Below are 14407 nucleotides of genomic sequence, written 5' to 3' on the forward strand. Positions count from 1 at the left end.
GGTTGAGGCTACCGCGAACAACTTTGACGAGAACTACGTCAACATCGCTCGCGGTAGCCTCAACCTTCTCAACCTTCTCAACCTTCTCGACTCATGATTAAAGACTATCGATCTCAGCGCACAAGCGCTCGAAAATTTCTGTTTTACTGCCCACTCCATCGATTTTAATCGAAAGGTTATACTCTGCATAAAAATCAAACACTGGTGATGTTTCCGCTTTGTAAACGTCGATGCGTCTGTGAATCACGTTTTCATTGGCGTCGTCGGGTCGTCCAGAGGATTTTCCCCGTTCCATTAAACGAACGACCAGCTCTTCATCGGGCACTTCCAACATAATCAGCTTGGAAATGCGCTGGTCTTTTTCAGCCATTAGTGCATTTAACGCTTCACTTTGGGGGATGGTGCGTGGAAAACCATCAAAAATATACCCGGCTACGTCGGGATTGGCTTCCACTTTATTGCGCAACATTCCAATGGTTACAGAATCTGGCACCAACATTCCCCGATCCATGAAACTTTTGGCTTCCAGGCCAAGGGGGGTACTATTTCCTATTTCATAACGAAAAAGATCACCAGTAGAAATGTGCAGGAGCTGATACTTATCAACCAGTTTAGCCGCTTGGGTTCCTTTACCTGATCCTGGAGGACCAAAGAGTATCAAATTGATCATATTTAAAGTAGGTTTTGCGTAGCAAAAGAAGCAAAAGTTATTGAAAAAATTAAGGGTTTGAAAGTTATTAATTAACTTTCAAACCCTCAAGTGATTTAGATGGAAAATGTAAAAGGTCGAGAAAGTGGAAAAGATTGAAGAAATTTAGAAACTAAACCGTATCAATTTTATCCACCTTCTCAACCTAATTTTACCTTCTTGATCCGATCGAAAAGCACCGAGTTTCAATTTCGGCAATCAAACCCATGGGTTCGATTTTTTCTTCGGGCACCAAGTTGAGCTGAGCAGTTACCACCTGAGCGGCAGTGGGTGCAGGAGCCACCTGCATGACTTGTGGGCCATACAACCCAACAAAATCGGCTTTTTGTACAATTCTTCGTGCGGAAACGCTTTTGGCGCTCCAGTAGCTTGATTCTTTCAGATTGTCGATAGCGATGCCTTTGGAGCAGCAGCTATGGATGAATCTGATACCATTTTCATCATTGGAGTAAACCATGGCGACGTGAAAAACTCTGCTGCTGGCCGAACGACGGAAAAAGAGCAGATCACCAGGTTGCGCAGCGCTCAGTTCAACTTTCTCGCCTTCCAGTTCCTGGGCGCGAGATGAACGTGAAACGTTGACTTTAAAATGAGCCAAAACGTAGGAAGTAAACCCGGAGCAGTCAAAACCACTTACCGGAGAATATCCGGCGTAACGGTATGGCAACCCCATGTAAAGCTGTGCATAATCTAGTACGTCCTTGCGGAATCGTTTTTCAGCTTCTGCTACCGTTGTAGGCAGATCGGCTGGAATGGATACGTTAAGCGTCGTAGGTGCACAAGTTCCTAAGGCTAAACAAGTAGTTAATACTTCTAGCATATAATAAGTACGTTGGTTCGCATGAATGATTTATGTATGGGACTACATGGGATGTGTAACTGGGTGAGTATTTGATAAATATGTTCGGATGGGACCGATGCAAAGATAAAGCAAAATTTCTGAAAGTTTCACCACTTGAAAGTGTTAAAACTTTCATTTTATTCATTTTCAAGTGCTTACAGGGAAATTTTGTTGAAAAAAGGTTCGAAAAACTGGCGAAATTTCGCCTCATGGGAGTGGAAAAAACTGAACAATGGCAAGATAGGAAATTTGTTTTGGATTTCGTACATCAATCTAAATAAAATGTCTACTTTCCGAAAAAAAGGAAGTCAATCCATGGAAAAAAACACCAATGAATCCGGCTCTTTAGCGATTCCTTTTGTAAAAAATCAACCCCGTATCCTCCAGGGTTGGGCTTTTTTTGACTGGGCCAACAGCGCTTATGCACTCGTGATAACGGTAGCTATTTTTCCAGGCTATTTTTTGCACGTTACCGCCGATGAGGTGAATATTTTGGGCTTAAAGATTAGTGATAGTGCCCTGTATTCGTATTCCTTGTCTTTTGCATACCTGTTGATTGCGCTGGTTTCACCCCTACTTTCGGGGATTGCCGACTATGGGGGGCGCAAAAAAGTTTTCCTGCGCTTTTTTACCACATTAGGTGCACTGGCCTGTATGGGGCTTTTATTTTTCACCGACATGAAAACCCTCTGGGTTGGGGTCACCTGTTTTATCCTGGCTACCATAGGTTTTTCCGGGGGATTGGTTTTTTACAATGCCTTTTTGCCGGAGATCGCTACGGAGGATCGTTACGACAAAGTGAGTGCCACTGGCTTTAGTTATGGATTTGCGGGGAGTATTATTTTGTTGGTGACCAATTTGATCGTGATTGAAAACTTTGAGTGGTTTGGTTTTTCCGAAAGTTTAAAAGCCGTTCCAGTAGCTTTTGTGATGGTAGGTTTGTGGTGGATAGGGTTTGCGCAAATCCCCCTACGTCGTTTGCCGGAAGACGCGCGCCATCCCTATTCCAAAGAATTACTCAAACGTGGCTATGAAGAAGTCAGCAAAACCGCCCGCCGGGTCTTGGCCCGCCCCAATATGTTGCGTTACCTGTCCGCTTTCTTTTTTGCCAATGCGGGGGTACAATCGGTATTGTACCTCGCCTCCATTTTTGCCGAAAAGGAATTGCATTTCAATACGTCGAACTTGATCGTGCTGATTTTGATTTTGCAGGTAGTCGGTATTGGGGGAGCGTATTTCTTTGCCTGGGTCTCTAGTAAACGGGGCAATAAAAATGCCATGATGTACATGATGGTCATTTGGACCCTGATTTGCATCGGTGGTTATGTGGTCAGAACGGGTCTCGATTTTTACTTTCTTGCCGCAGCTGTAGGCCTGGTGATGGGGGGCATGCAATCCCTGGCCAGGGCGACTTACGCCAAGTTGTTGCCTGAAGACACTCCCGATACTGCCTCTTACTTCAGTTTTTACGATATTCTGGATAAACTCTCCACCGTGATGGGCACTTTTGTTTTTGGTCTGATCACACAACTCAGTGGCGGAATGCGCAATTCGGTGTTGTCACTGGCCGTGTTTTTCATCATCGGTTTGATCCTGATGCGGCGGGTGGTGGTTACAAAGGTGGAAGTTTAAAGACTGACCTATAAAGCAAATGGATTTATAACTGAAAGGTTGTCAATTGACGAAAAATCAGAAGTATTACGCGTGATTAAAGCTAGTTCGTGGACTAAAGCAGTAGCAGCAATAATAGCATCTGGTAATTTGATTTTATGCATTCTGCGAATGGATATGGTCTTTAATGCAACTGCTTTGTCCAAGGGTAGGACAACAGTATCTGCAATTAAGTCTTCCATTTTTTGCAAATCTGTACCTGAATCAAATTTGAAACCCAACACTTCTATTTCAGTAATGACGGAAATCTTCGGATTTGCAGCTATTGCTTGAGATAAAAAAGTTATAGCTTGAGTATCTGATATTCCTTTCTGCAAATAAATCAAAATGTTGGTGTCTAGTAAGTATCTCTCTCCCATGTACTTCTGGTTTCATTGACATAATGTTCAAAAGCACTTACATCCAAAGAAGGTATTCCTCCGTTGTGCTTTTCGAAGAATGAATAGGGCTTGGGATCATTTTTTTGGACTTCTTCATCAATTCTTATCCTTTCCACAAAGTCCATTGACTTTAGAAGCTCAACTAAATAAAGCATTTTTTGCTGGTTGCTCACATCAATATGAATAGTCATTGGTCTTTTTTATTTAGGCCAAAGTTAAACAAACTTCATGATTGAGTCAACCAAGTAAAATTACTGCAGCTTATTCGGAGATGCTTTAAATGGATGGTTCCAATCGTTTTTCTATTTTTGCAGCTCGTTTTTAACATCCAATACAAATGAGCACGCTGCAACAAACGATTGAACAAGCCTGGGAGGATCGTAGTCTCCTGGCCCAGACTGAGGTCAAAGAAGCCGTATTTCAAGTAGTAGAGCTACTGGACAAAGGGCAACTCCGCGTAGCCGAACCCACTGCCGACGGCAACTGGAAGGTGAACGACTGGGTCAAAAAGGGGGTGGTGATGTACTTCCCACTGCGTCAAATGGAAACCATCGAGGTAGGCCCATTTGAATTTCACGATAAAATTCCACTCAAAAAATCATATGCCGAGATGGGTGTGCGGGTAGTTCCTAACGCCATTGCACGGTATGGCTCCTTTCTGGAGCGTGGCGTCATCCTGATGCCCAGCTACGTCAACATTGGTGCCTGGGTAGGTAGCGGCACCATGGTGGACACCTGGGCTACGGTAGGCTCCTGTGCCCAGATTGGCCGCAATGTGCACCTCAGCGGAGGTGTGGGTATTGGTGGAGTATTGGAACCACCCCAAGCCGCTCCCACGATCATCGAAGACGATTGTTTCATCGGCTCGCGCTGCATTGTCGTAGAAGGCGTAAGAATTGAAAAAGAATCTGTCCTGGGTGCCAACGTGGTACTTACCGACAGCACCCACATCATTGACGTGAGTGGCCCAGAGCCCATCACCTATCGGGGTCGGGTACCTGCGCGTTCGGTGGTCATTCCTGGCACTTACACCAAAGAATTTCCTGCCGGAACCTACCAGGTGCCTTGCGCGTTGATCATCGGGCAGCGCAAAGAAAGTACCGATAAAAAGGTATCGCTGAATAATGCGCTGCGGGATTATAGTGTAGCAGTTTAATGACCAATACTCGACATTTTTGCTCGGAGGACATGAATTGCCTCCAGCTTTAGCTGGTGGATAAGCAGTGAACGCTAGTTTTTGGGCTTTAGCCCCGTTTGCAAAATCGAGATTTGGGCTAAAGCCCATTCAAGGCCTGACCTTCGAACCACCAGCTAAAGCTGGAGGCAATTCAAACGCCAGTGCCTAAAGAACGGTCTTTTCAAAAAACTTCATAAGCCTGGGGCAATTCATGTCCTCCGAGCAAAACCGTCGAGTAGTGTGCGATTTAACTCCAGAACCTTGGAACCATGAAATACTTAATTGTCGGCCTGGGGAATGTCGGTGCCGAATACGCAGATACCCGGCACAACGTCGGCTTTCTGGTGGTGGATCAGCTGGCTAAAGATGCTGAAGCCAGTTGGGAAACCGAACATTTGGGTGCCCTGAGCAAAATCAAGCACAAAGGGCGTACCCTCATTTTGCTCAAACCTTCCACTTACATGAATCGCAGTGGCAAGTCGGTGAATTATTGGTTGCAGAAGGAAAAAATTCCCATCGAAAACCTGCTGATCGTGCTGGACGACCTCAATTTGGAATATGGGAAACAGCGCCTGCGCGGCAAGGGCAGCGATGGGGGCCACAATGGCCTCAAGGACATTGACCAGGTCATTGGCAACAACTACGCCCGCTTGCGCATCGGCATTGGCAACGATTTTCGCAAAGGACAGCAGGTGGATTTTGTACTCGGCGAATGGTCAGACGAGGAAAATGTAGATTTGCCCGAAATCATCAAGTACGCTGCCGATACGAGTAAAAGTTTTGCGGCGGTGGGTTTGGCACATACCATGAATACGTTTAATAAAAAGTGATTGCTGATTGCAGACTTGGAGGACATCAATTGCCTCCTGCTTTAGCTGGAGGGAGAGATGGATGTTCGATTTGGGCTTTAGCCCCAGCTTGAAAATCAAGGTTTGGGCTGAAGCCCATCAAGCGAGATGCCCCAAGCCACGAGCTAAAGCACGTGGCAATTGATGTCCTTCGCTTCTAAAAAACTAGGATAGGTTGAAATACAAAGGCACCAAGAGAACAAGTCTCTTGGTGCCTTCGCATTTGTACAGTGTACCATTGTTTGTTTAACCCAACATCAAATAAGCAATTGCTACACAAAAAACAAATGTGGTTGGAAAGTAATCGGTTTACTCGCCACCAATTTCAACAAATCAACTGAACTCAGAATCCCTACCACCGCATTGTCTTCCTTGACCAACAAATGATGAATGCCATTTTTCAACATCAAATTGGCTGCGGCAGCGGTGGAGTCATCATTGTTGATGTAACATAGTTTGGTACTCATCACACTCATTACTGGTAAAGTTGAATCCTTTACGTTACGCAGATCGCTGTCGGTTACAATGCCCATGATGCCTGCATCTGGGCCTTCGTCAGTAATGGGCACAGCACCAATGTCGTGTTGGCTCATTAATTTCCTTAAATCTTGCACAGTAGTCTCTACAGTGGCCATGACGACCGGACTACTCATGAGTTGCTTAATGGTCTTCATCAGTGGTATGGCTTTATAAATGATCAATAGTAGGTCTGCCCTAATCTTTGCAAGATTAGGGCCGTATTCCAAAGATTTTAGTCATGGCCAAGGTTGATTTTGGTCATGGCTATCAATAGCAGTGTTTGGTTATCAGCGTTGCAAGAGTTGGGGTTTTGCAGCAGCGAAAAGGGCTATAAATAAATTCAAGGTGATTGGAGAGGATCTTTCAAACTGCTTCAATTTAAAGCTATTGGGGGATTAATGCAAGGTCATATCGAGAAAAAAACCATCGATTGCACGTTTTTAACACATCAATTGTTTGAGCTTCGCCAGTTGATCGGCTACTGCGGCGGGTTTGTCTTTATGCCAACGCACAATCCGGGGAAAACGCAGCACAATGCCTGATTTGTGGCGCTTGGAAAACTGAATGCCTTCAAAAGCCAACTCAAATACCAACTCGGGCTTCACACTGCGTACAGGCCCAAAACGCTCCAGGGTATTTTCACGAACCCAGGTGTTGATTTCGTGGTATTCTGCATCGCTCAGGCCCGCATAAGTTTTGGTAAAAGGTACCAATTGCTCGCCGTCCCAGACGGCAAAAGTGAAATCTGTGTACAAATTGGCGTTCTCAGCATTTCCACTTTGGGCATAAATCAATACCGCATCTATGGTGTGGGGATCTACCTTCCATTTCCACCAATCGTCGCGCTGGCGGCCAGTGCCGTAAGGAGAATTTTTGCGCTTGAGCATCAGTCCGGTGCTGTTGAATTCACGCGAACGGGCACGTTCTGCATCCAGGGTTGACAAGGACTCAAAAGGTATAGTGGTGGATATTTGTAAAACTCCGCCACCAGGGGATTCCTGCACGAGCGCTTCCAACTGCGTACGCCGCTCGATCAAAGGGCGTTCGCGCCAATCTTCCCCCTGCCACTCTAACAAATCGTAGGCACGAAACACCACTGGAGCTTGTTGGAGCACACTTTTGTTCAGGTTTTTGCGGCTGATGCGGGTTTCTACTACTTGCAAAGGCAAAACTTGCCCATCTTTAAAAGGTAAAATTTCCCCATCGATGACAGTCCCATTGGGCAAGGCGGTTTTAAAAATCTGGAATTCGGGGAATTTATCGCTCAAGAGTTCTTCAGCGCGCGACCAGACAAACACTTCAGCACCTCGCACTACGATTTGCCCACGGATGCCATCCCAGAGGCGTTCTGCGAGCCATTCAGCGGCATCACCCAGGCTTTCAGATGCCTCATCCAAGGTGTAGGCCAAAAAGAAAGGATAAGGTTTGGAGGGGTCGGCTACAGTTTGGCCTGCCAGTACCAATGCCTCAAACGTGATGGAGTCGGGCGTCCAGTTGCTCATCAGGCGATGCGCCAGCACACTTTCCTCTTGGCTGGTCGCTTTGGCCAGGGCTTTGACCAGGATCATTTGGGCGATACTCATGCGGAAACCACCCGTGATAAGTTTGTTAAAAACAAAGCGCTCGTCAGGGTCCAATTGTGCCCAAGCGGCCTGTACCTGCTCCCGCCGCTGAGCTTCTTCGAGATTGGCCAGTTCGCGGATGTAATCAATCCAGTAACTAAGGCTTTCCTGAACTGGTCTTGGTGGATTGGGCAGTATCAAGCTGATGGTTTCGGTCAAGTCACCGACAACCTGGAAGGAGGCTTCAAATAGCCAGTCAGGTATGTTTGTATATTCCTGGGCCCACTCACGCAATTGGGCTATATTGACGCTGCGCTTGGGCCTATGTTGGGCGAGCAGCAAGGCAATGGCCCACAATTTATCTTTCGCTGCGGCTTTTTGGAAATAATCGGCCAGTGCCTCTACCTTGTCATCGGTTTGGGTACTTTGCTCCAATCTTTGAAAAAGCTGTACGAAGTTTTGCATGCTCAATTAAACACCAGAACAGCATCGAAGGCTCAAGCCAGCTCTGCCAATTCCATCCAACGCATTTCCTTTTCCTCGATTTGTCCCGTCAATTGATTGATTTCCTGCGAAAACTTTTTGATGTCATCCGGGGTCAAATCTGTACGATTGAACTGATCCGCCACCTGCGTCTTTTTTTCTTCCAGTTTTTGGATTTCTTTTTCGATGCGGTTCATTTCTTTGCGTTGGTCAAAAGTCAGGCCGGGTTTTGCTTCCTTTTGTTCGTCTTTGACCTTTTGTTGTTCGGCTTTCCCTTGGCGGCGTTGTTCGCGTTCTTTTTCGCGCTGGATTTCGCGGTAGTCGCTGTAGTCGCCGTTGAAGTCGCGGATTTGGCCATCGCCTTCAAATACGAAGAGGTGTTCCACCACCTTGTCCATAAAGTAGCGGTCGTGCGTGACGATGATCACGCAGCCGGGGAATTCGAGGAGGAAGTCTTCCAGAATATTGAGGGTGAGGATGTCCAGATCGTTGGTGGGCTCATCCAGGATCAGGAAGTTGGGGTTGCGCATCAAGATCATCAACAAAAACAGGCGGCGGCGCTCACCTCCACTCAATTGTGATACAAAGACCAACTGTTGTTTGCGGCTAAACAAAAAACGTTCCAGCAGTTGGGCCGCACTGAGTTTGAGTCCTTTTTCCAGGGGGATGTATTCGGCAATGTCTTGCACCGCGTCGATGACCCGTTTGTCTTCTTTGAGCTGGATGCCATCTTGGGTGTAATAGCCAAAGAGGGTATTGTCACCTTGCACAACCTTGCCAGTATCGGGGCGAATTTCGCCAGTGAGGATTTTGAGGAAAGTGGTTTTGCCCACACCATTGGGGCCTACAATGCCTACCCGCTCAAAAGGGCGAAACTTGTAGTTCATGCCCTCCACGATCTTTTGGTCCTTGAAACTTTTGCCGACATTGTGCAGCTCCAGCACTTTTTTACCCATGCGCTGGCCTTTGATGTCGATTTTCATTTCTTTTTCAACGGTGACGCTGGATACTTTTTCGTTGAGGTCGCTGTAAGAATCTACCCGTGACTTGGCCTTGGTGCTACGGGCTTTGGGTTGGCGGCGCACCCAGTCCAGTTCTTTTTTGAGCAGTTTACGGTCTTTCTCCAGCTCGATGTTTTCGTTTTCGGCGCGGGCGGCTTTTTTCTCCAAAAAATCCGAATAATTGCCGCTGTATTTGTATACCTGACCTTGATCCAATTCCACGATCTGGTTGCAAACCCGTTCCAGAAAGTAGCGGTCGTGGGTCACCATCAGGATGGTAAAATTGGGCTGCGCCAGGTATTCTTCCAACCACTCAATCATATCGAGGTCCAGGTGGTTGGTAGGTTCATCGAGGATCAAAAAATCAGGATCGGCCAGGATCATGCGCACCAGGGCGAGGCGTTTTTTTTGCCCGCCCGAAAGGGTCCGTACTGGCTGGGCATGATTGTTGATTCGAAAGCGGGTGAGCAGTTCTTTTAGTTTGGTGTCGAGGTCCCAGGCTTTAAGGTCGTCCATCTGGGTCATGGCCGCCTGCAGGATGGTTTCGTTGTCACTTTGCAACAGAGCCTCTTCGTAGGCTTTGATCGCCTTGAACGCTGGATTGTCGGCATCCAAAGCCGCTTCAATGATGATGTGGTTGGGGTTGAAAACCGGGTCTTGAAACAAAAAGCCTACCCGGGCATCGCGGTGCATGATCATGCGGGCTTGCTCGCCTTCGGACTTTTCCAGCCCCGCTACTACTCTGAGCAGGGTGGATTTGCCGGAGCCGTTTTTGGCTACGAGTCCCACTTTTTGGTTTTTGTTGACTTGCAGGTTGATGTTTTGGAAGAGTACTTTTTCCCCGTAGGTCTTGGTCACGTTTTCCAGCGTCAGGTAATTCACGGCGGTGTAGATTTTAGGGGGCGAAGATAGGAAAAATTGGGCGATGTTATGGGGGACATCTAGGATGGCAGATTTTTCCTGAAACAATTTTCCACTTTGTGTTATTTTTATAAAACCAACCCAAATCCATGATGCCAACAGCTACCCATATTTCCCTACGCACCCGCTATACTCAAATCCGCCAGCAATCCGAACAATTGTGTGCGCCCCTGGCCACCGAAGACTACGTGGTGCAACCCAGCCCCGACGTGAGTCCGCCCAAGTGGCATTTGGGGCATACGACCTGGTTTTTTGAAAATTTTCTACTCGTTCCTTACCTGAAAGATTACACCGTTTTTAATCCAAAATATCCCTTTTTTTTCAACAGTTATTACGAAAGCCAGGGGCCAAGGGTACACCGCAGCCACCGGGGGAACATGACCCGCCCTTCGGTGGAAGACATTTACAAGTTTCGCAAATACGTAGATCAACATTTGTTGGAACTCATTGAGCAAATTGAAACCAGCGATGAATCCTGGGCTACTGAAGCCCGCTTTACCCTCGAAGTTGGCTTGCAACACGAACAACAGCACCAGGAACTACTAGTAACGGACATCAAATACATCCTGGGCAACAACCCGCTTTTTCCGGTATATGATCCCCGCGAACCCTCAAGGGCCGAGCTCATTCGCCTGGCCAAATGGATTGAAATGGACGCCGGTTTGTATACCATCGGCCATCTTGGTGACGATTTTTGCTGGGACAACGAGCTCAATGCCCATCAGGTTTACCTACAGGAATACGCTATCCAGGATCGCCTGGTGACCAATGGCGAATACCTGGAATTTATGCTGGCTGGCGGTTATGACAACCATGAGCATTGGCTGGCAGAAGGTTGGGATTGGGTAAAAGGATTGGAAAGTAAATCGCCATTGTATTGGTACGCGGTAGAAGGAAAAGCTTGGCATCATTATACATTACAGGGATTTCGGCCCGTCGATTTGAACTTGCCCGTCACCCACGTCAGTTATTTTGAAGCTGATGCCTTTGCGCGTTGGAAGGGCTTGCGTTTGCCTACCGAGCAAGAGTGGGAAGCGGCCTGCCGGGTTGCTGAACCACAAATCAGCGGCAATTTTTTGGAACAAAACCATTGGCATCCTCATGGTGTTGGTCAAAGGGTGGCTACCCAGTTTTTGGGGGACGTATGGGAATGGACGGCCAGCGCCTACCTGCCTTACCCCAATTACCCTCGTTTCAAAGGCGCCTTGGGGGAATACAATGGCAAATTTATGATCAACCAGATGGTCTTGCGTGGTGGCTCAGTGGCTACGCCCCAATCGCATATGCGCGTCAGTTACCGCAATTTTTTCCAAACCGACAAACGTTGGCAATTCACCGGAATCCGTTTAGCACGCTAAGGGGCAATAAAAAATAAGTGTTTCATTTTGCCAAAGGATTAGATAATTAAACGGTTCATTTTAAGTGTCTTATCTAATCATTTGGCTCAGGAAAAATGAATACTTATTTTTGCCCCACTACTAAAACTTATTGAATGATTTTGACTGCTGAAACAAATACACAATTGTCTGCTTTTGCGCAGGATAGCCTCAAGGGTCTGAGTAGCCAGCCCAAATATTTGCTTTCCAAATACTTCTACGACGCGGCTGGGGATCGGCTTTTCCAGGACATCATGGAATTGCCGGAGTATTACCTGACCCGCTGCGAAGATGAAATTTTGCGCCAATACGCCGGGGATTTGGCACAATATCTGGGCGAAGCCCCTTTTGACCTCATCGAATTGGGGGCAGGTGATGGGCTCAAAACTCGCATCCTGCTGGAACAGTTTCAAAACCAGGCGCTGCATTTCCGTTACTTGCCCGTGGATATTTCTGCCAATATTTTGGCGCATTTGCAAGAAACGTTGAGTGCTTTGTGGCCGGATTTGACCGTCGTCCCGCTGGAAGGTGATTATTTTACCGCTTTGCACCAAATGCCCGCCGCCGAAACGCCGCGCCGTAAGTTGGTGTTGTTTTTGGGCTCGACCATCGGGAATATGACCTTGGCGGACTCCCGGGCTTTTTTGCAGCGACTCCGCGTTGAGTTGTCTCCCGGCGATTTGCTGCTGGTCGGTTTTGACCTCAAAAAAGACCCGGACATCATTCTGGCTGCTTACAACGATGCAGCGGGAGTAACCAGCGCTTTTAACCACAATCACCTGTTGCGCATCAATCGGGAACTGGGTGCCAATTTTGACGCACAAACTTTTTTGCATTGGCCGTTGTATCAACCTACTACAGGCCATACCAAAAGTTACCTATTGAGCACGATTGCACAAAAGGTGTACATCAAAGCACTGGATGTGAACATAGACTTTGCCGCCTGGGAAGCGATCGATATGGAGTTGTCCAAAAAATTTGATTTTGCAGAAATCGAGTCCCTGGCTGCTGATGCACAGTTAAAAGTGTTGACCTATTTTCAGGATCAAAAGCAGTATTTTAGCGACGTGTTATTTGTACTTGAATAATTTATCCTTGAATAAACAATCCAAACATGGCAAAAGCACCTTGTCAACATATGCCCCCACTCGACGAAGTCAAAGTGGCCAAAGCCCATGAATGCGCCGAGTGTGTCAAAACGGGCGGCCATTGGGTACACCTGCGCACCTGTCAAACCTGCGGCGAAACCCACTGCTGTGATTCGTCACCCAACAAACATGCAACCAAACATTTCCATGAGAGTGGGCACCCGGTGGTAAGCTCTGCCGAACCGGGTGAAAGTTGGTTGTGGTGTTTCGAAGAGAATGTTTTTTACCCGTATTGAATGAATGATCGAAGCAACCTTTTCCCTAAATCAACTGAATTCTTCTGTGAAAATCATCGATAAACACTCCGATTTGTTGTCCACCTTGGCCAAATTCGAAATCTTCGACGGGGTAGCCACCGAGGCCATTCAATGGTTCATCGACCGTGCGGAATACCGGCAATACCTGGAAGGGGAACATTTTATTCGCCCTGGCGACGAGGCCCAATACATGACTCTGGTAGTGAGAGGCCAGTACGTGTTGCGCATGCAACAAGGCAATGAATTTCGGGATTTAATGGAAGGTGGCCCAGGCGACGTGTCGGGGCTTTTGCCCTTTTCCCGCATGAAAAAATACTCCGGCTATGGCACCATCATCTGCCCCAGCATGGAGATTTTGGCACTGCATCGCTCTTGTTTTGCCCCCATGGCTCAGATCAGCTATGAATTGACCCAAAATCTGGTAGCGGCCATGTCTTCCCGCATCAAGAGCTACACCGAGCAGCGTTTACAGGAGGAAAAATTGATGTCGCTGGGCAAACTATCGGCGGGTTTAGCACACGAACTCAACAATCCAGCCGCGGCCCTGGTACGTGGTGCCGATGAGTTGTACCAACGACTACACATGTCCCCCGAACGCTTCAAGTCAATCATCACCATGCGGGTGACCCCAGAGGAAACCGACGCACTGAACGAAATCCTCTTTGCCAAAGCCCGTCAGGGCCCCATCAAAGAACTGAGCTTGATGGAGCGAGAAGGTTGTAAGGATGAACTGTTAGACTGGCTCGAAGACCACGACATCAACAATGCGGACGACATCGCCGAAACCTTCCTCGATTTTGGCCTGCACCTCGAAGACGCCGAAGCCATGAAAACCGCCCTCAATGGCAAGGAACTCAACCCCATGATGTGGTGGATTGAAAGTACCCTGAGTATGGAGCGACTGGTGCAAGAAATTCGGGAGTCGGCGGATCGGATCGGGAGTTTGGTGGGTTCCATCAAAGTGTATACGCACATGGATCAAAGCCAGGATTTGCAGCCTAGCGACTTGCACGAAGGCATCCGCAGCTCGATGATCATGCTCAAGCACCAGTTCAAGGATAAAGGCATTCAGGTGGTCAAAGATTTTGACCCGGAGATGCCTTTGGTCAAATTGTTCCCCGGCCAGATCAACCAGGTTTGGACCAACCTGATCGACAATGCCATCGATGCCATCCCAGCTACCAATGGAGTTTTGAAAGTGCATACCTATACCAAAAACCACAAAGCGGTAGTCGACATCATCGACAATGGTGCGGGCATCCCTGAAACGGTGCTCAGCAAAATATTTGACCCTTTTTTCACGACCAAAGAAGTAGGCAAAGGCACCGGAATGGGGCTGGAAATCACCCGCCGCATTGTGCTCAAACACCACGGTGAACTCAATGTAAAATCTAAGCCAGGCGAAACGATTTTTTCAGTTTGTCTTCCTCTTTAAAAAGTTGAGAAGGTTGAGGGAGGTTGAGGCTACCGCGAGCGACTTAGACAAGGACATTGTCAAAATCGCTCGCGGTAGC

At 47.5% G+C, this 14407-nt stretch carries 14 protein-coding genes; 7 read left to right on the forward strand and 7 right to left on the reverse strand.

The window, feature by feature from the left end; all coding sequences use genetic code 11:
• Window positions 1–97 precede the first annotated feature (97 nt).
• Window positions 98–670 (reverse strand): adenylate kinase, encoded by a 573-nt coding sequence (locus ACEW9O_RS15290; protein ID WP_373551044.1) that lies wholly within the window; start codon window positions 668–670, stop codon window positions 98–100.
• A 190-nt stretch (window positions 671–860) separates the two neighbouring features.
• Window positions 861–1529: a C40 family peptidase gene (locus ACEW9O_RS15295; protein ID WP_373551045.1), complete on the reverse strand. Its 669-nt coding sequence runs from the start codon at window positions 1527–1529 to the stop codon at window positions 861–863.
• Between the two features lie 303 nt (window positions 1530–1832).
• On the opposite strand from ACEW9O_RS15295, the gene ACEW9O_RS15300 reads away from it, so the two are divergent.
• Window positions 1833–3182 (forward strand): MFS transporter, encoded by a 1350-nt coding sequence (locus ACEW9O_RS15300; RefSeq protein WP_373551046.1) that lies wholly within the window; start codon window positions 1833–1835, stop codon window positions 3180–3182.
• Window positions 3183–3190: 8 nt separating this feature from the next.
• On the opposite strand, the gene ACEW9O_RS15305 is transcribed toward ACEW9O_RS15300, so the two are convergent.
• On the reverse strand, window positions 3191–3580 hold the full coding sequence (locus ACEW9O_RS15305; protein ID WP_373551047.1) for a type II toxin-antitoxin system VapC family toxin: 390 nt from the start codon (window positions 3578–3580) through the stop codon (window positions 3191–3193).
• Window positions 3559–3792 (reverse strand): hypothetical protein, encoded by a 234-nt coding sequence (locus ACEW9O_RS15310; RefSeq protein ID WP_373551048.1) that lies wholly within the window; start codon window positions 3790–3792, stop codon window positions 3559–3561. Before ACEW9O_RS15310 ends, ACEW9O_RS15305 begins: the two co-directional genes overlap by 22 nt.
• A 146-nt stretch (window positions 3793–3938) precedes the next feature.
• Between ACEW9O_RS15310 and ACEW9O_RS15315 the strand changes: the two genes are divergently transcribed.
• Both ACEW9O_RS15315 and pth read left to right on the forward strand, forming a co-directional pair.
• Window positions 3939–4757, forward strand: a complete 819-nt coding sequence (locus ACEW9O_RS15315; protein WP_373551049.1) for a 2,3,4,5-tetrahydropyridine-2,6-dicarboxylate N-succinyltransferase — start codon at window positions 3939–3941, stop codon at window positions 4755–4757.
• 290 nt (window positions 4758–5047) lie between these two features.
• Window positions 5048–5608: an aminoacyl-tRNA hydrolase gene (gene pth / locus ACEW9O_RS15320; RefSeq protein WP_373551050.1), complete on the forward strand. Its 561-nt coding sequence runs from the start codon at window positions 5048–5050 to the stop codon at window positions 5606–5608.
• A 290-nt stretch (window positions 5609–5898) separates the two neighbouring features.
• On the opposite strand, the gene ACEW9O_RS15325 is transcribed toward pth, so the two are convergent.
• The 3 genes from ACEW9O_RS15325 to ACEW9O_RS15335 all read right to left on the reverse strand — a co-directional run bounded on the left by ACEW9O_RS15325 (window position 5899) and on the right by ACEW9O_RS15335 (window position 10073).
• Window positions 5899–6300 carry a cyclic nucleotide-binding/CBS domain-containing protein gene (locus tag ACEW9O_RS15325; RefSeq protein ID WP_373551051.1) on the reverse strand — a complete coding sequence of 134 codons (402 nt, stop codon included), beginning with the start codon at window positions 6298–6300 and terminating at the stop codon, window positions 5899–5901.
• 285 nt (window positions 6301–6585) lie between these two features.
• Window positions 6586–8172, reverse strand: coding sequence for an ATP-dependent DNA ligase (locus ACEW9O_RS15330; RefSeq protein WP_373551052.1), 1587 nt, complete (start codon window positions 8170–8172; stop codon window positions 6586–6588).
• Window positions 8173–8204: 32 nt separating this feature from the next.
• Window positions 8205–10073 (reverse strand): ABC-F family ATP-binding cassette domain-containing protein, encoded by a 1869-nt coding sequence (locus ACEW9O_RS15335; protein WP_373551053.1) that lies wholly within the window; start codon window positions 10071–10073, stop codon window positions 8205–8207.
• A 131-nt stretch (window positions 10074–10204) separates the two neighbouring features.
• Here ACEW9O_RS15335 and egtB point away from each other — a divergent pair, with 131 nt between their 5' ends.
• The 4 genes from egtB to ACEW9O_RS15355 all read left to right on the forward strand — a co-directional run bounded on the left by egtB (window position 10205) and on the right by ACEW9O_RS15355 (window position 14328).
• The gene (egtB, locus tag ACEW9O_RS15340; RefSeq protein WP_373551091.1) at window positions 10205–11470 is read left to right on the forward strand and encodes an ergothioneine biosynthesis protein EgtB; all 1266 of its coding nucleotides are present in this window, start codon (window positions 10205–10207) and stop codon (window positions 11468–11470) included.
• A gap of 134 nt (window positions 11471–11604) precedes the next feature.
• Window positions 11605–12576 carry an L-histidine N(alpha)-methyltransferase gene (gene egtD, locus ACEW9O_RS15345; RefSeq protein ID WP_373551054.1) on the forward strand — a complete coding sequence of 324 codons (972 nt, stop codon included), beginning with the start codon at window positions 11605–11607 and terminating at the stop codon, window positions 12574–12576.
• 26 nt (window positions 12577–12602) lie between these two features.
• Window positions 12603–12872, forward strand: coding sequence for a UBP-type zinc finger domain-containing protein (locus ACEW9O_RS15350; protein ID WP_373551055.1), 270 nt, complete (start codon window positions 12603–12605; stop codon window positions 12870–12872).
• Between the two features lie 46 nt (window positions 12873–12918).
• On the forward strand, window positions 12919–14328 hold the full coding sequence (locus ACEW9O_RS15355) for a sensor histidine kinase (protein ID WP_373551056.1): 1410 nt from the start codon (window positions 12919–12921) through the stop codon (window positions 14326–14328).
• The last annotated feature ends 79 nt before the right edge of the window (window positions 14329–14407 follow it).

This window comes from Haliscomenobacter sp. (genome assembly GCF_041740695.1).
Taxonomy (GTDB): domain Bacteria; phylum Bacteroidota; class Bacteroidia; order Chitinophagales; family Saprospiraceae; genus Haliscomenobacter.